Source organism: Haloarcula sp. CBA1127 (assembly GCF_001485575.1).
GTDB lineage: Archaea > Halobacteriota > Halobacteria > Halobacteriales > Haloarculaceae > Haloarcula.
Map to the genome: position 1 here is coordinate 246,376 of NZ_BCNB01000002.1, position 16,608 is coordinate 262,983.

The 16,608-nt window shown below is 57.1% G+C and carries 11 protein-coding genes; 6 read left to right on the plus strand and 5 right to left on the minus strand.

Annotated features, from left to right (window positions below; all coding sequences use genetic code 11):
* Nucleotides 1-27: 27 nt before the first annotated feature.
* Both AV059_RS02200 and AV059_RS02205 read right to left on the minus strand, forming a co-directional pair.
* Complete coding sequence (locus AV059_RS02200) at nt 28-1,056, minus strand: LLM class flavin-dependent oxidoreductase (protein WP_058991916.1); 1,029 nt, start codon at nt 1,054-1,056, stop codon at nt 28-30.
* A gap of 671 nt (nt 1,057-1,727) precedes the next feature.
* A complete protein-coding gene (locus tag AV059_RS02205; protein ID WP_058991917.1) occupies nt 1,728-2,732 on the minus strand; it encodes a HEAT repeat domain-containing protein in 1,005 nt (334 codons plus the stop codon).
* Between the two features lie 353 nt (nt 2,733-3,085).
* Here AV059_RS02205 and AV059_RS02210 point away from each other — a divergent pair, with 353 nt between their 5' ends.
* Nucleotides 3,086-3,607 (plus strand): LUD domain-containing protein, encoded by a 522-nt coding sequence (locus AV059_RS02210; protein ID WP_058991919.1) that lies wholly within the window; start codon nt 3,086-3,088, stop codon nt 3,605-3,607.
* A gap of 2 nt (nt 3,608-3,609) precedes the next feature.
* Nucleotides 3,610-5,790 carry an LUD domain-containing protein gene (locus AV059_RS02215; protein WP_058991921.1) on the plus strand — a complete coding sequence of 727 codons (2,181 nt, stop codon included), beginning with the start codon at nt 3,610-3,612 and terminating at the stop codon, nt 5,788-5,790.
* Nucleotides 5,791-5,995: 205 nt separating this feature from the next.
* Here the strand turns inward: AV059_RS02215 and AV059_RS02220 are convergent, their stop codons facing one another.
* The 3 genes from AV059_RS02220 to AV059_RS02230 form a co-directional block, all read right to left on the minus strand.
* Complete coding sequence (locus AV059_RS02220; protein ID WP_058991923.1) at nt 5,996-7,345, minus strand: DUF362 domain-containing protein; 1,350 nt, start codon at nt 7,343-7,345, stop codon at nt 5,996-5,998.
* A 124-nt stretch (nt 7,346-7,469) separates the two neighbouring features.
* Complete coding sequence (locus AV059_RS02225) at nt 7,470-8,804, minus strand: glycerate kinase (protein ID WP_058991925.1); 1,335 nt, start codon at nt 8,802-8,804, stop codon at nt 7,470-7,472.
* Between the two features lie 782 nt (nt 8,805-9,586).
* Nucleotides 9,587-10,510: an NAD-dependent epimerase/dehydratase family protein gene (locus AV059_RS02230; RefSeq protein ID WP_154020971.1), complete on the minus strand. Its 924-nt coding sequence runs from the start codon at nt 10,508-10,510 to the stop codon at nt 9,587-9,589.
* 355 nt (nt 10,511-10,865) lie between these two features.
* On the opposite strand from AV059_RS02230, the gene AV059_RS02235 reads away from it, so the two are divergent.
* From AV059_RS02235 to AV059_RS02250, 4 genes are all read left to right on the plus strand, one after another.
* Nucleotides 10,866-12,185 carry a glycosyltransferase family 2 protein gene (locus AV059_RS02235; protein WP_058992135.1) on the plus strand — a complete coding sequence of 440 codons (1,320 nt, stop codon included), beginning with the start codon at nt 10,866-10,868 and terminating at the stop codon, nt 12,183-12,185.
* A 218-nt stretch (nt 12,186-12,403) separates the two neighbouring features.
* Nucleotides 12,404-13,684: a nucleotide sugar dehydrogenase gene (locus tag AV059_RS02240; protein ID WP_058991928.1), complete on the plus strand. Its 1,281-nt coding sequence runs from the start codon at nt 12,404-12,406 to the stop codon at nt 13,682-13,684.
* Between the two features lie 167 nt (nt 13,685-13,851).
* On the plus strand, nt 13,852-14,967 hold the full coding sequence (gene wecB, locus AV059_RS02245) for a non-hydrolyzing UDP-N-acetylglucosamine 2-epimerase (protein ID WP_058991931.1): 1,116 nt from the start codon (nt 13,852-13,854) through the stop codon (nt 14,965-14,967).
* A 298-nt stretch (nt 14,968-15,265) separates the two neighbouring features.
* A complete protein-coding gene (locus AV059_RS02250; RefSeq protein ID WP_058991932.1) occupies nt 15,266-16,243 on the plus strand; it encodes a DUF1616 domain-containing protein in 978 nt (325 codons plus the stop codon).
* The last annotated feature ends 365 nt before the right edge of the window (nt 16,244-16,608 follow it).

Below are 16,608 nucleotides of genomic sequence, written 5' to 3' on the forward strand. Positions count from 1 at the left end.
GTTCCGTTCCCATCCAAGTAGTATGAGTTAGCGCGGTGTGAGGCCAACACCGTCTGCGAGCAACTCGTGGGAGCGGAGCGCGTCAGCGTGGTCGCCGACGACGTGCTGGATCATCACCTCGTCGACTCCGACGCGATCAGACAGCTGTTCGAGAAGGGCATCGAGTGTCTCCGGACTGCCGGAGATGGCTCGTGGCCACTCACCGGTATCCAGCGTGGCAGGCGTCGGTTCGGGTACGGCCCCAAGCTCGTCGATCGCTTCCTCGACAGATGGAGTCGTGCCAACGACCCCTCGCTCCATCCGCTTGAACGACGCTTCGGCCACGGCGCGGAGCCGCGCCGCTTCCTCGTCGGTCTCGGCACAGACCGCGTTCACCGCGACCATTCCCTGTGGCTCGTCGACGCTCCCGGCCAACTGCGAGGATTCGAAGTGGTTCCGGTACTCCTCAAACGAACGGGTGGCCAACTTCGGTCGAATGAACGCGGCGAAACAGTAGCGCAGGCCGAGCTTGCCAGCCAGCGCGGCGCTCGACGGGCTTGAGCCGAGAACCCACGGAACAGGCGTCTCCGCATCTGAATGGGGGATTTCGAGATCACTGTACGCGTGTCCGTCCGGGTAGCTGTCGTAGAGGTGCGAAACGACGGCCTCGATTTTTTCGGCGTGGTCTTCATCGGGGTTTCGGACGCGGCGGTCCGTCCCGAGTGCTCGGTCGACGGCTGGAGAGCCGTTGGCTCGTCCAAGCCCTGCGTCGATGCGTCCCGGAGCAAGCGCGTCGAGAGCGCCGAACAGCTCCGCGACTTTGAACGGACTGTAGTGGTTGAGGAGGACCGCACCTGACCCGAGTCGGATGGAGTCGGTTTCGGCGGCGAGGTTGCCGAGCAGTACCTCGGGTGTTGTTCCGGCGAGCTTGTTCCCCATCCCGTGGTGTTCCGCCACCCAGAACCGGGAATAGCCGAGGCGTTCGGCCTGCTGGGCTGCGTCGACGGTGTTCGCATACGCGTCAGCCGCGGTTCCGTCATTCGGAACCGGAGAGAGATCGACGATTGAGAGGTCCATATCCGCCCACAACGGTGGCGAGGTTTAACCGTTCGGCTACTCACAGTGCGTGGGTATCTCACTCGGGCAACCCACTTTGGTGGTCCAGAAAACCGAACTCATTGGGTTCAAAGTTATCAGCCACACTTTTACATGGTAGACCGTATCAGCGCTGCCTCCGGAATTGCATCAGAAGTTATGCATATTCCAAGATTGCTGTATCTACTAGTAACACAATATAATATGACATAGCATGATATTTAAATATGCTATATTTACTGATTTTTCCAGCCTTTTATCTCAGCACAGTACCGGATACAGATCAAGCGATATCATGCTCTTGGTTTTGCGCGTTTTTGCGTACAGCAAAACAGATAGGATTGAATCCATATTATACGGGGACAGTTGCCTTGTACACACAGCAGTTATTGGTCTTTGATGATGTGTATTGCGCAAATATATCTATAATAGTTGTCTATGTCTGTACCAATCTCGAAACCAGAATAAATCCTCCGAATATATGACTATCTTATTTGCGACGCTGTGCCTCACCAGTATCATCCGATCCCCACAGAAGTGGTACATATGACAGGTATCGGTACGAGATGACGCAGCGCTAGGTAATCGACTGCAACCATAGTCCTGTTAAAGGTGGACAGTGCTGTGAGCACTGTCGGTAAACCGCTGTTCGTTTACAGTGGGGTGCCACAGCCCGGGCACAGCGGGGGACCGGATTCGGGGAGTGAAAGCCCGCAGTGTGGGCATCCGCCATCGCCTTCCGGCGTCCGGATTTCTGAGACGATGTCGGCTGTCTGCGTGCGGATTGCATCTCTCGCGGCTATACCCGCGAAGCCCTCAGCAGGTTCTGCCCCGCGATACCGGGAGAGAGCGAACTGGGCTCGCTCTGCAACAAACTCCTCGTCCACGGCGAGCCTTTCGAGGTGTGCTTGCGGGAACGCCTCCATGCTATCAGTGCCGGCAAGCAATCCCAGCGCTTCGGCCGCTCGTCCACGGACGTATCTGCTTTCGTCTTCGAGGCACGAGACAAGTACTTCCTTGGCGTCTGCAAGCCGTTCGGGACACGCAGAACCGATAACGACGAGTGTTGTGCTCAGGTGATATCGAACTAATTCGCTGTCTGCTTGAAGATGCTCGGCGAGTGAGTCGACTTGATAGCGGAGTCTGTCGGGACTACCCAGGGCCACATGGACCAGCGCCTTCGCCAATTTCTCTGTTACTTCTGGTTTGTCGAACTCTAGACCGATACGAAGGTCTGCCACGACCGCAGGCGAGACGACGGCGTCGGGATGGTCGACGGCGACGTAGCCCAGCGCCTCTGCACACCGAGCACGAACGTAGTAGAACCCTGACTCATCCGCCAGTCGCTCGGCAAGCGTTGGGACAACCGGAACCACGCTGTCCGGCGCGCCCTCGCTGATCGTGACGACCAATTTCGCTGTCGTGAGCCGTGTTGGCCGCTCGCTGTCCTGTAAAAAATCGGTGAGCGATGGCAGTACGCCGTCGAACAGTTCCGGCTGCTCGTCGGCAGCCGCTTTGAGTGACCGCAAGCACGCCTGTTGGGTAGCCGGTCCGGCTGTCGAAAGCCGCTCAAGTGCTGCCAGTGCGTCAGCCTCTTTCCCTTGTTCAAGCAATGTTGCAATCTCTGTGTCTGGAGGTCCACTGGGTCGGTCGTCCATCGGTCCGTTGTCGGTGTTTCTTCGAGAACGCACAAAACCTCTTGCCTCTCAGTCATTGCTTGATCTGAAAACAACTGCTTAGCGTTGAATCTGCGATACCGTGAGTAATGTATCATCTGGTAGTGGATTCTTCATAGGCATATCTATCTGTCGAATATATCGATACGGAATACCAGGATTTGGTTATGTTATGGGTGCCGCTTCTATGAACACTGATCGTGATGTGCCCAAGTTCACAACATTGCAGTCACTGTAGGCTACCTTCTGAGTCACATTTTAGTATGAACTTGTCGGACGTCCATTCGTTTCAGACAAAAACTAAATGATGATGTAGGTTTACGGTTCGCGTATAGATGGAAAGCAAACGCGCGTCGTTCGAGGGCGCTCTCGAAGCCTTGGGTGTGACAGTTGCCAGCACTACTGAATCCGAACTCGAAGCCGCTGTCACCGAGGCGGTCACGGAGCCTGCCGTTGGGGTTGCGCCTGATGAGGCGGTTGCGGACGAGGCGTTTTCGCTCACAGAGACGCCGGTAACAGTTGACCCGACACCGGTCGCGCTTCGAGAGGCGACCACTGGCGTAACCGAGGCCGAACTCGGTATCGGCGACTACGGCTCACTTGTCCTCTCGATGACCGATCAGGCCAGCGAACTCGTGAGCCTGTTTGTCGAGCGCCACGTGGCCATTCTTTACGAGGAAGACATCCAGCCCGATATGGACGCAGCAGTGGCAGAGTTGGACGAGCGGTTCAACGAAACCGGCGGGAGTGCAATTATCGCAACCGGGCCGAGCGCGACAGCCGATATGGGCGCGCTGGTCAAGGGCGCACACGGACCCAGAGAGGTCCACGTCATCATCGTAGAGGAGGGTGTGTGACGATGGCAACCGCAGACGAAATCCGCGAGCTGATGCGGACCGAGGGTGCGGCAGTCGCGGAGAACACGCAGGGGTTCAACACGGGGCGTTACGACTCTGTCGCGGATTTAGAGGACTACGAGGAACTCAAGCGAGCGGCCCGGAGTATCAAGGAGGACGCCATCGAGGACCTTCCAGATCTCCTCGACCAACTGACGGAGACTGTCGAAGCGAACGGGGGAACGGTGTACATCGCCGACGACGCCGCCGACGCAAACGACTACATCCGCGACGTCGTCGACGAGCGAGCGGCTGACCGGGTCGTCAAGAGCAAGTCGATGACCAGCGAGGAGATCGAAGTCAACGAAGCGCTCGAAGCGGACGGCGTGGACGTAGTGGAGACGGATCTGGGCGAATGGGTGTTGCAGATCGCCGACGAAGCCCCCTCCCACATCGTTGCCCCCGCGATTCACAAGTCACGCGAGAGTATCGCGGAGCTGTTCAACGAACAGTTCGACCCCGATGAGCCACTGGAGACGGCCGAGGAACTGACCCATTTCGCTCGCGAGAAACTCGGTGAGCAGATCGTCGACGCGGAAGTCGGCATTACCGGTGCGAACTTCATCGCGGCCGATACCGGAACGATGGCGCTGGTCACCAGCGAGGGCAACGCCCGCAAAACGGTGGCTGCGACGGACACGCACGTCGCCGTCGCTGGCGTCGAAAAAGTCATTCCGACAGTCGCAGACCTCCATCCGTTCATCGAACTCATCGGTCGGTCGGGCACCGGGCAGGACATTACATCGTACGTCTCGCTGCTGACTCCTCCGGTTGACACGCCGGTCGTCGATTTCACCGACGACGAAACACCATTGTCGGAATTTGATTCCGACCGCGATTTCCATCTTGTGTTGATCGACAACGGCCGACTGGAGATGCGAGACGACGAGCAGCTTCGGGAGACGCTGTACTGCATCCGATGTTCCGCCTGTTCGAACTCGTGTGCGAACTTCCAGAGCGTCGGTGGCCACGCCTTCGGCGGGGAGACGTATTCGGGTGGCATTGCGACGGGCTGGGAGGCCGGCATCGAAGGGGTAGACGTGGCCGAGGAGTTCAACGACCTCTGTACCGGGTGTACGCGGTGTGTGAACGCCTGCCCGGTCGGTATCGACATCCCCTGGATCAACACCGTCGTCCGGGACCGAATCAACCGCGACAAGGACGCCCCCGGAGAGTGGCTCGTCGACGGACTCACGCCCGACGAGGAGGACGACGGTGCGCCACTGCAAAAGCGCTTCTTCGGCAACTTCGAGACCGTCGCAAAACTCGGCAGCGCCACCGCACCGGTGTCGAACTGGCTCGCCGGGACGACGCTCTCCCGCCGAGCTATGGACCGGATTCTGGGCATCGACCCGCGTCGGGACCTCCCGACGTTCGAGCGGGAGACGCTCGTCGACTGGGCCGCTTCCCGCGACTCGCAGGTGGCCAAACCCGAACGCCGAGCGGTACTGTATCCGGACCTGTACACGAACCACGTGCAGGTCGAGCGCGGCAAAGCCGCTGTGAAGGTACTCGAATCGCTGGGTGTCGACGTGGTTGTTCCACCGGCACCATCCAGCGGCCGCGCGCCGCTATCCCAGGGGATGATCGCGACGGCGACCGACCATGCGGAACGAGTCACGGAGACGCTCGGCCCCCACATTGAAGACGGTCGCGACGTGGTCGTTATTGAACCGAGCGACCACGCGATGTTCACGCGCGAGTACGAGCGGCTCATCGACGAGGCGGCGTTCACCAGCATCGCGGAAAACAGCTACGAGGTGTTCGAATACGTGTTCGGGCTGCTCGACAACGGGGCGTCCGTCGAGTCACTCTCGACAGCCACCGGCGCTGAAATCGCGTACCACAGCCACTGCCAGCAGCGGACCCTCGGGCTCGAAGCCCACACTGTCGCTGTCCTCGAAGACTGTGGCTACGACGTGGTCACGTCCGACGTGGAGTGTTGCGGCATGGCCGGGAGCTTCGGGTACAAGTCCGATTACTACGAGTTGAGCATGGACGTCGGCGACCGACTCCGGACGCAGTTGCGCGACGACGGTGTCCAGGACCGGCCCGTGGTCGCCAGCGGGACTTCCTGTCTGGAGCAGATCGACGCCCTGCTGGAACGACAGCCACGTCATCCGATCGAGCTACTGGCGACGTAACGACCGCTTCGGCTTGCAATTTGCGTGCGCACGGGACCCATCATACCTAACGCATGTACGCCCGTTATTTATCGGTCTTTATATCCTTCCGTGTGTCGGGTGTGTGTCGCTTAGACTTCGCGGTCTGAGACACCGCGTGAGTGTCGCGACGACGCACTATAGTCTGTCAGGTCCGCGCTCTGCAGTACAGCTCCGATATCGACAGCTACTCCCGGAGCGTCGGTGCGACGAGCTGTCCGTTATCAAACTCGACCGGCGACGGCGCTTCGACCACACGGAGGTCGTCGCGTTCGCGTGCGGCCTCGACCAGCGCCGGCGAAGCGTAGAGCTGGTGGAGATGCATCGTGTCGGCTGCACGGAGCATGCGAACGGTGTCGGTATCGACGACCCCTATCGTCGACAGCGCGGCGACGATGCCGGCACGGTCGGTTTCGACCACTGGCGGTAGTTTCACCCCGCGAATCGTGCTTGCGGTGAGCGCATTGATAAGCGACGTTCGCGCGTCAAGTTCTGCGACGACATCCTCGTGGACGACATCGGCGGAGCCGACGCCCATCGCGTTCCCGTGGGTCTTCTCTGTCAGCCCGCGTGTGAAGATGCGCTTGATGTCCGGTGTCTCTGGGGCCGGCTCGTTTATCGAGAACGGTCGGCGACCGATGACGTTGGTATCGAGTCCCTGGCCGCTGATCTCCTTCCCCTGGCGGTCGAATATCACGAGATCGAGATCGTCGAACGGGAGCTTCGGCATCAGTTCGTAGGCGGTCTCTAACAGTTCCGCCTCGCGGTCGAGGAAGCCACTCGGCGGCACGCCCTCTATCAGCGTCGTCTCGTCATGCTGGTCCTCGACGATTGCGACGCCGCCGACAATCGGCAACTCGTCGAGCAACTGCCCGGTGATCTCTGGAATCATCCGCCGGAACGACCAGTCGACGGCCCACTTGTGCGCGATCTGTGCGCCGCGTTGCTTGCCCATGCCGATGACGAGCATCTTTGAGAGCCCACTCTCGACTGGCCCGTCGAAGTCCGTGTGCGGCTTGACGCGGTTGATAGGGATGATTGCATCAGCCGCCACCGCGTTGTCGTCGGCGACGACGGGCACGTCCCGGTCGGGTGTTCGTCCGACCTCGACCACGTCCATCGTCGACCGGATTTCACAGCCGATAGCCGACTCGGTCACGCCCAGTTCGTTCAGCATCGTTCGCTGGCCCTCGCCAGTAGCCCCACCGTGGCTTCCCATCGCCGGGAAGACGAATGGCTCGTAGCCGGCGTCGGAAACCGCGTCGACGACACCGGCGACAATAGTGGGCAGGTTCGCGATACCACGGCTGCCGACGCCCAGTGCGACTTTGCCGCCTTCTGACACGTCGGCAAAAGACAGGGATTCGACCGCCCGGGCCGCGTGTGTTGCGACGTCGTCCGGCGCTATCGGGTCCGTTTCCCAGTTCTGTTCGATGACGCCGAGTTCGGGGAGCGGCGGGTCGCCACAGGCATCGATGATTGTTTCTTCTGGGACGGAGAGGGCGTCCGCCGCGATCTGTTGATCGGGTGTGTTCATACCCGGCCTATCAGCCTGTCCGTTGATAAACGTGAGCCACGGAGCGAACGGTACTGCCCTTCCATCGTGATGCGCAGTCCGGTAGTACCACTCGAAAATAGCCACCGTGTCTCGGGGGGCGGCACTACTCGTTCGGATCTGGGATAACGAGCACAGCCACGTCGTTGACGTTCGTCCCGGTCGGCCCAGTCTCGACTGTCGCCTCGATTTGAGAGAGGTACGAGCCGGCGTCGTTTGCAAGCAGCGCATCGCGGGCTCGTTTGCGGTCGTCGATGATGCTCGCATCAGCGATAGCCCCGGCTGCGTCGGAGCTCCCGTCTTCCCCGTCAGTGTCGACGGCGGCGATGACCGCGTCCCCGTCGTGGTCCAGTGCGCCGGAGAGGACGAACTCCTGATTGGGGCCGCCCTGTCCACCGTCTCCGGTCACGGTCACAGTCGTTTCGCCGCCGGCGAGGAGGACGGCCGGCGGCTCGACCGGTGTTCCCGTCGCCGTGGCTTCTTCGACGATAGCGACGAGCGGTTTCGCCACCTCACGGGCCTCGCCGCGCAGGCGAGACGTGAGCACGAGCGGTTCATACCCGGCCTCCCGTGCGACGGCAGCGGCGGCGTCAAGCGCGGTTGCGTTGTCCCCGATGAGGTGGTTCGTAACACGGTCAAAGACCGAATCATCGGGAAACGGTGTCTCCGATATTCGGCCGTTTTGTCCGACTTCGAGGTGGTCTCGAACGGCCGGCGGTGGAGTGACGTTGTACTGAGAAAACACGTCAAGGGCGTCCTCGTAGGTGGTCTCATCCGGAACTGAAGGCCCGCTACCGATGGTCGAGAGGTCGTTCCCGACAACGTCGCTGATCAGTAGCCCGGCGACAGTGGCGGGAGCCGCACGCCGTGCTATCTGCCCCCCTTTCAGGTCAGAAAGGTGCTTCCGGACTGCGTTGATTTCTTCAATCGGGACGCCGCCACTCAGGAGTCTGTCGGTCGTCGTCTGGAGGTCGTCCAGTGTCAGGTCCCCGGCCGGAGCCGACAGAAGCGCACTGGCTCCGCCGGTCAGGACAAACAGAACAAGTGTGTCTTCGTCGGCTTCGTCGACTCTTTCCAGTATATCGGTCGTCGCTTCGACGTTCCGGTTCGACGGTAGCGGGTGATCTCCGACGGAACTCCGGACAGTTTCAGTGTCGACAGCCTGCTTGACGACGATGTGACCGCCACTGAGGGAGTCGCTGAGAATGGATTCGAGCGCACGGGTCACGCCGCCCGTGGCTTTCCCGCCGCCGACAAGGACGACATCGGTGTAGTTACCGAGGTCGTACGTTGTCTCACCGACTGTCAGCGTCTCACCGTCGCGGCTGACGACCGACCTAGTGGCTACTTCTGGCGCAGCCGCGGCCACGGCGGCCTCGATACAATCGAGTGCCACCTCGCGTATAGCGTTGGCAGCCAGTGCGGCCCGGTTCTGAATCATACAATTGCTTCCATCCGAATCGGTAAAAATCCCCTCAGTACAGGAGTCAGCGAGCACTGTCTGCTGTCATAATATATCAGCCCTGCCGATAGGGTGATACTGACAGTGGGTCACTGGAAAGGCGAGTGACCGGCAATATTGGCCACAACGCGTGTCAATGCACCGAGCCAGTTACCGTCTGACGTGTCCAGAAGTAGCCCTGTCTCAAACATGGAGACGAATGCGCGGTGATACTATCACACACCCGACAACAGTGTTCGATAAGGAGGTTAAACATCTACTATTTAAAACCGGCTCGATATACCTCAGCCCTGCTGGAAACATCGTCCGAGGATATTCCCGAGTCAGGGTACTTGTAAACGAGCGGATTGCACCGGTCAGAGCTGGGTAGAGGGCAAGAAATAGAGAATTCTTATATTCGAAATCTGATATTTTCTCCATCAATATGGTCTGTGGCGGGTTTCCTGTTACGGCCAGCGTCCGATGCACCTCCGTTCTCATCGTGTCGGTATCCACCTTTCAACTCTTCTGGCTGTTCCAATCGCCAACTCTCAGTGTATTAACTTGGGCTGGTTGAGCAAGCCAAATGTTTTCGATCAGGACCAGTGGTAGATGTTGTCTTATTTCATTACGTATGGATTATCTGAGTCCTTCATATGGACATCACTGAATCGATGAAGCAACCAAGTATCTGCCTCTTTAATATTGAGATCAAATAACCGGTCTGAATGTGGATATCTTACTATATTTGTACATATCACTCGATCACTAACCGGCGGCGTTTATTCCCCTTCAGCACTGAGCGTCAGTTCAAGCCCCCTTTCGAGCGACACTGTTGGTTCATATCCAAGCAGTGTGCGTGCGTCACTGAGATCTGCTTCGCTCTCCCTGATGTCCTCCGTACGTTCGGGGACGTGATTTATTGCTACATCCGTACCGACGACATCACGGACGGTTTCGGCGAGTTCGTTGATAGTGATACTTCGTCCAGTTCCGACGTTGAACGGCCTGCCGATAGCATCCGTTGTAGCTGCAAGCAGGTTTGCACGTACGACATCATCGACGTGGACGAAATCTCGCGTCTGTTCCCCGTCACCCTCGACTGTGAGCGGGTTGCTTGCCTGCGCCTGACGAATGAAGGTGCCGATGACACCGGCGTACTCCCCGTCAAGCCCACGCGGCCCATAGACGTTGAAGTATCGTAACGGAACTGTCGGCAGGCCGTACCGTTCTGTGTAAAACTGCGCATACTGTTCACCGAGATGCTTCTCGATTCCATATGGAGTGCGTGGATCGGCCGGCTCCTCTTCTCTAATCGGGACTGTCTCGGGATTGCCGTAGACGGCGGCACTGGAGGCGAGTACGACCCGTGCATCCTGCCGTCGAGCGCAATCGAGAACGGTGACAGTTGCCGACCCGTTGACTTCGTGACAGTCGACCGGCTCCTCGATTGACTCGGGGACACTGACCATCGCGGCCTCATGAAAAACTATGTCGACGTCGTCCATCGCTTCGCTGACTGTTTCCTTATTTCGTATGTCTCCCTCAATGACAGTCACATCCTCCGGGAGGTTTGCTCGCCGTCCCGTCGAGAAGTCATCAAGGACTCGAACATCGTTCTCTACCGCTAACGTTGATGTTAGATGGCTTCCAATGAACCCACCTCCCCCGGTAACTAGCACCCGACAATTGCTGACCTCATTCATCGATATGTCATTCGAAGACGCGGTTTTCATGTTTTAAGTTATTCGTAGACATACGTCTCGTTTCTCGAGCGAGTCATCTCGGTCTCGTAGAGGCTGGGCCGAACTAAACCCATTTGAGACCGTAGCAGCTATGCGTTGTATCCCCACGTCAGACTATACTTTGTTACCTGCTTTTTGCGGATAATACAGGATTGGGGCGATCTCGGAAAGCTGGGAATAACAATGTGATAACTCGTTCACAGCAGAGCACAACGGGGTCCACTACTCGCTACAATGACACCACTATACGTACCGGAGCGTGTGGACGACCACACTGAACGACCGCCATCGAGAGCGGTTCCGGAGTGGGACTGAGATGTCGGATAGAATCCAGCAATCACCCGCTAGTGACGGTATCCGCGAGGTTTCGAAGAACTTGCCCGCGGTGGGACTAATCGCGACCGAGTCGAACGCTGAGTGGATCGCGGCTGAAATCCTTCGCATACATTCACGGGCACATCAGGCAATCGTTACAGCTGCTGTTGATGCTGACCTTCAGGCACTCACTTTTGCCAGGTGGCTTGATGCAGAGGTGGTTCTCCCTTCTGGAAACTGGGCTGAGACCGATACCCCTCGCGAGCGGTTGCGTCTGTTCGCTAAGCAAGCAGGGTATCCAGGACTCCTGTATCATGGTGAAGAGAAGGGATCAGTTAATCTCTCGGCGAGCCGCGAAGCCCTGGAGAGTACCGAGAAATTCACCGTCGACGCCCGTCTTGAACCTGTTACCGAGCCGGATCCGACCGTCATGGTCGGCATTCCCGCGTACAACGAGGCGGCGACGATTGGGGCAGTAGTGGAGTCTGCTAAGAACTATGTAGACACCGTTCTGGTGGTCGACGATGGGAGTACTGACGACACCGTCGAAGTCGCAGCGGCGGCCGGTGCGACAGTGTATGAGCACGACCGTAACATCGGGTATGGCGGTGCCCTCAACAGTATTTTTGACCAAGCTGACCGAGGTGACGCCGACCACTTGGTCATACTTGACGCCGATGGGCAGCACGACCCCAGTGATATCCCGGAATTAATCGAACAACAGCAGAAATCCGGAGCAGAAGTTGTCATCGGTAATCGGTTTGATCAGGATGCAGACACCGAGATCCCGTTGTACAGGCGGTTTGGCCTATTTGCGGTTAACCTCATGACAAACCTCAGCCTCGGAATCCTCAAGCCGGCAAATCAGATCAGCGATACACAGAGCGGATTCCGTGCGTATAGTACAGAGGCCATAACCTCGCTCGCTGAGGACAACTCAATCGGTGACCAGATGGATGCAAGTACCAATATTCTGTACCATGCCCACTCAAATAGCTACCAGATCACAGAGGTTCCGACGACGATAGATTACGACGTGGAGACTTCTAACAACCTTGGTCCAGTTGAGCATGGGCTTACGCTCGTTGGAAACATTATTCGGACGGTTGAGCGAGAACATCCTATTATGTTGCTCGGCGTGCCTGGTGTCTCCTGTGTTCTGATCGGATTTGTGTTTACTTACCTTACGATGTTTAGCTATCTTCAGTCCGGGACTTTCCCACTTGGACATGCTCTGGCTAGCACTACCTTCACAATTATTGGCATCCTCGCAGCTTTCACTGGGATCATTCTCCACTCCCTAGAATTGTACCGCCAATAGCCGCCCGTTCAAGTATTCACCAGTCAAATTAGGCTTCGTATCTTTCCTTCTCAGGTGTTGTTTACCAATATATCTGATTTTTGACTGGGAACAACTTCCGCATAACAAAGGGTAACCTATATTATTCGTAAGTCAATGCGGCACGAACCCATATCAGACTATCTGGAACGGGGACAGCGCTACGGGTCCATAATAAAACTACGGGAGGCACTGGATACATGACTATCTGCGTCCATGGGCTCGGCTATATCGGGCTTGCAACCGCATCGCTGTTCGCCAACGAAGGTACCGATGTCATTGGTTTCGATGTCAACGAAGATGTAATAGATCGTCTCCACGAGGGTGATCCCAAAGTCAGCGAACCGGCGCTTGAGTCGTACATTCAGGATGCGCTAGAGTGCAATCTAACGCCGAGCCGTCGTCCCCAACCCGCAGATGTGCACATAATCTGCGTTCCAACACCGTACGACGAACTGAACGACGAGGCAGATCTGACCTACGTGAAAGGCGCTGGGCGAAACGTGGCCAACGTTCTCAGGCCAGGCGACACCGTCATTCTGGAATCAACAGTGCCGCCGGGAACAACTACCGGAATCCTGGCGCCGATCATATCACGAGGCGATCTCAATGTCGGTGAAAATGTCCACTTGGGGTACACGCCGGAGACGGTGATGCCAGGGAACACGCTCACAGAACTCCGAACCAACGATCGAATCGTCGGAGGTGTTGATGAAGCCTCGGTTAGCGCTATCAAGTCCCTCTACGAACCGCTTACCACCGGAGAGATACATGTCGCCGCTGACCCAACAACCGCCGAGTTCGTGAAACTCGCACAGAACGCTGAGCGAAACGTCAGTATCGCGTATGCTAACACGCTCGCCCTCCTCGCAGAGAACTACGGCATCGATGTGCGGTCTGCGATCAACCTCGCAAACAACCATCCGCGGGTTGACATTTTGAGTCCTGGTCCAGGGGTAGGTGGACACTGTCTTCCTGTCGACCCACGGTTCCTGAGCGATGGTTCTGGTGCAACGGAGCTAATCGATATAGCGAACCGGGTCAACGACAGGATGCCTGAGCACGTTATCAGATTACTTGAGGACGCTATCGACTCGCTCGAAAGTAAGACTGTAGCTGTTCTTGGAATCACGTACAAGGGTAACGTCAGCGATACTCGAAATAGTCCAGGCTTGGAAATAGCACAACTGCTCGGTAATGTCACGGTGGATACACCCCCGGCCATGGATGGGGGTTGGGACGAGGGGGCAGTCACTATCCACGACCCACGGGCGACGGACTCCAGACTACAGCTCGTCACGCTCGATACAGCAGTAAATGACGCTGATGCGGTGGTATTTGGGGCAGCACACGATGAGTTTGCAGACCTTAACCCGGAAGACATCCGGTCGAAGATGACGGGCCGAACCGTGGTTGATCCGGTCGATGTAATCGACGTGGATCACTGGACTGAGCACGGGTTCGATGTCCGGACAATCTGAGTTGTTCTGGGAATACCATTCTGTTAGTAACAACTCCTTCGCGGACGCTGACCATTATCAACGGTGTAGGAGGCCCATAACAAATCTTGTTGACGACTCACGAAACGCTATGAAACTGATCGGGTGGAGATATTATCAGAATTCCGACCTACGAGGCGAGGACGACAATGACTGACAGCACTGTGGGTTTCATCCTCGGAACGCGTCCCGAGATTATCAAGTTAGCACCGGTAATCCAGGAGTGTCACCGGCGTGGCGTCGACACACACATCATCCACACTGGTCAGCATTATTCAGACTCGCTGGATACTGTCTTCTTCCGACAACTCGGGTTATCACCCCCAGATACGAACCTCGAAGTCGGATCTGACGATCACGGGGCGCAAACTGGTGCGATGCTCGCTGGCATTGAGAAAGAACTTCAAGATGCCGAGCCCACGGTGGTGTTTGTCCAAGGGGACACGAACTCGACTCTCGCAGGTGCATTAGCGGGAAGCAAGATGGATGTCGATGTAGCCCACGTCGAAGCTGGGCTTCGGAGTTTCGATGACGACATGCCCGAAGAGACGAACCGTGTCATCATCGATCACATCTCCGATTACCTCTTTCCCCCGACCGCCGAGACAGCGGCGTTGCTCCGTGACGAAGGGATTCCTGAGGACCGCATCACAGTCGCCGGAAATACGATCGTCGACGCAGTCGAAACTTTTGATGATGAAGCCGCAAACAAAAGTCAGATTCTGAGTGAACTCGGCGTTTCCGAAGGGCAGTTCGACCTATTGACTGCTCACCGGGCGGAAACAGTTGACGACCGGGAAGCCTTCGAGCGGATTCTCAGCGGTGTTGCACGGGCAAGCGCTCAAGCGGACCGGGAAGTCATCTACCCGATCCATCCCCGAGCGGAGGACCGCCTCGAAGAGTTCGGTATCGCAGTCCCCGATCAAGTTCGTCTTATCGAGCCACTGGGGTTCTTCGATTTCCTCAGATTAGAGAGCACAGCGGACCTGGTGTTCACCGATTCAGGTGGTGTCCAAGAGGAGACGAGCATCCTCGGGACACCGTGTGTGACGCTCAGGTATGGAACTGAACGCCCTGAGACGGCGTTTGTCGGTGCGAACTGCGTTGCTGGCCGGGAGCCGAGTAGTATCACTGCGGCGGCGACACAAATGCGCGGAAAGGCTGAGGATTGGACGACGCCTTTCGGAGATGGGACAGCCGCCATTCAGATACTCGATGCAGTTTCGGAACTCCCCGTCAGGGAACCTGTCACAGCGCCCGAGTAACCGGCCAGTAAGCACGGTGCGCCCGGTGCTGATTCGGGTAGTTTCCTGAGTACGAATTGACTGCTGCTCAACGACTTGTTTGGCCAGCGATAGAGGATGACGACCAAATCCGCACAACTGGAAGCCCGTGTTCTGTATGGTTGCTTTCCCGGTGGTAATTTACCGACTGACAACAGGTTACTCTCCATCCAATTAGCTTATTTTTGGCCAGATTCCGGACGAGAGTTCTTGCTACTAATCGGTTACATCCACTGGTAGTAACTGTCTAATTTTATTACTACGCCCGCACCAAGCGATAATGGCTACTGATGCAGATGCGAACATCGAGACGGAGACGCTCCCGATCGATCTTCTGCTGATCGGACTCCTCGGCTTCTGGCACCTCGGCGTTGCCCAGGGGTATTTCGAACAGTCTCCCGCAGGGGTTTTTTTAGGGTTGGGGGCGGTACTTGTTGCACCGGGATACGCTCTAGTTGCGCTTCTATTCCCACGAGGCTCTTCTGAGTCAGGTGGACTGTTTGACAACCGGGAAGGACGAATATCTACCGGTGAACGACTCCTCCTTGCAGTCGGGAGCAGTGTCTGTATAGTTCCACTATTGGGGCTTGGGTTAATCTTGGGCTCGCTTGGTGCGACTACTGGATCGTATCAACTCTCTATCGGAGTAACGACGGTACTCCTCACGTTTGCTGCAACGATCCGACGGTTGCAAGTGCCACCAGATGTGCGTTTCAGTCCCCTGCGGTGGGTGACAACTGTACGGAGCATAGCGGTTCTAAAACCCGCAGGCGGTGTCCCGGCGCTCCGTATTCTCCTTGTACTTGGCCTTCTTGTCTCCGGTACCGGGATCGGTTACGCGGCTATGTCAGCAGATCGGGGTGAACGGTTTACCGAGTTTGCGCTGGTAACTGAATCCGCCAACGGAGAACCCATAGCGTCTGAGTATCCGTCACAGATCCCGCTCGGCAGTTCTCGGACTGTTCAGGTCACCATCGGCAATCATGAAGGCCAAGATCTAAACTATACTGTTGTTGTCATTGCGCAGAGAATCGAGAACGGCAGTGTTCTGGCCACCGCACGGATTGACCGATTCAGAAACCGTGTCGCGGCGGGTGACACCCTCAAGCGGTCACACGAAATGTCCCCCACGCTGGTCGGTGATGACGTTCGTGTTTCATACCTCCTCTACCGCAATGAAGCACCCGTCGGGGCGAACCCTCGTCCCGAGAACGTGTATCGCCGCACACACATCTGGGTTAACGTCACCAGCGGCTGACAGCATAGACTTGCGCTCCGCAAGGACCAAGCTAGCCCCGTAGTGATTATTCGAGAGGTGTCTTTTCTGCTATGTATGGTTACCTATGCTTGGCACAGCACGCCTGTGAACAGCTCTTATTGTTTTCTAATACGGGATAGTATCAAAACGATGATTTCACAAGTCAGGAGGACTCTCAATTATTGTAGACAGGATACCACAGGTATTGAAGCCAGATGTATTCTCATTCAGAATCAATACAGTTCCGCCACCAAATTCTGAAGGAGAAAATGAATTGCGAAGACCGTTCGCAGCTCTATCACGTCGCACCTTCAAAAACACCGAAAAGGCTCAGACTACTGCAATGACCCGCTCAAATAGGAGGG

Excerpts from the sequence above, each read along its gene's own strand:
- AV059_RS02200 (WP_058991916.1), bottom strand. The coding sequence starts at position 1,056 with ATGGACCTCTCAATCGTCGATCTCTCTCCGGTTCCGAATGACGGAACC.
- AV059_RS02205 (WP_058991917.1), bottom strand. The coding sequence starts at position 2,732 with ATGGACGACCGACCCAGTGGACCTCCAGACACAGAGATTGCAACATTG.
- AV059_RS02210 (WP_058991919.1), top strand. The coding sequence starts at position 3,086 with ATGGAAAGCAAACGCGCGTCGTTCGAGGGCGCTCTCGAAGCCTTGGGT.
- AV059_RS02215 (WP_058991921.1), top strand. The coding sequence starts at position 3,610 with ATGGCAACCGCAGACGAAATCCGCGAGCTGATGCGGACCGAGGGTGCG.
- AV059_RS02220 (WP_058991923.1), bottom strand. The coding sequence starts at position 7,345 with ATGAACACACCCGATCAACAGATCGCGGCGGACGCCCTCTCCGTCCCA.
- AV059_RS02225 (WP_058991925.1), bottom strand. The coding sequence starts at position 8,804 with ATGATTCAGAACCGGGCCGCACTGGCTGCCAACGCTATACGCGAGGTG.
- AV059_RS02230 (WP_154020971.1), bottom strand. The coding sequence starts at position 10,510 with ATGAATGAGGTCAGCAATTGTCGGGTGCTAGTTACCGGGGGAGGTGGG.
- AV059_RS02235 (WP_058992135.1), top strand. The coding sequence starts at position 10,866 with ATGTCGGATAGAATCCAGCAATCACCCGCTAGTGACGGTATCCGCGAG.
- AV059_RS02240 (WP_058991928.1), top strand. The coding sequence starts at position 12,404 with ATGACTATCTGCGTCCATGGGCTCGGCTATATCGGGCTTGCAACCGCA.
- wecB (WP_058991931.1), top strand. The coding sequence starts at position 13,852 with ATGACTGACAGCACTGTGGGTTTCATCCTCGGAACGCGTCCCGAGATT.
- AV059_RS02250 (WP_058991932.1), top strand. The coding sequence starts at position 15,266 with ATGGCTACTGATGCAGATGCGAACATCGAGACGGAGACGCTCCCGATC.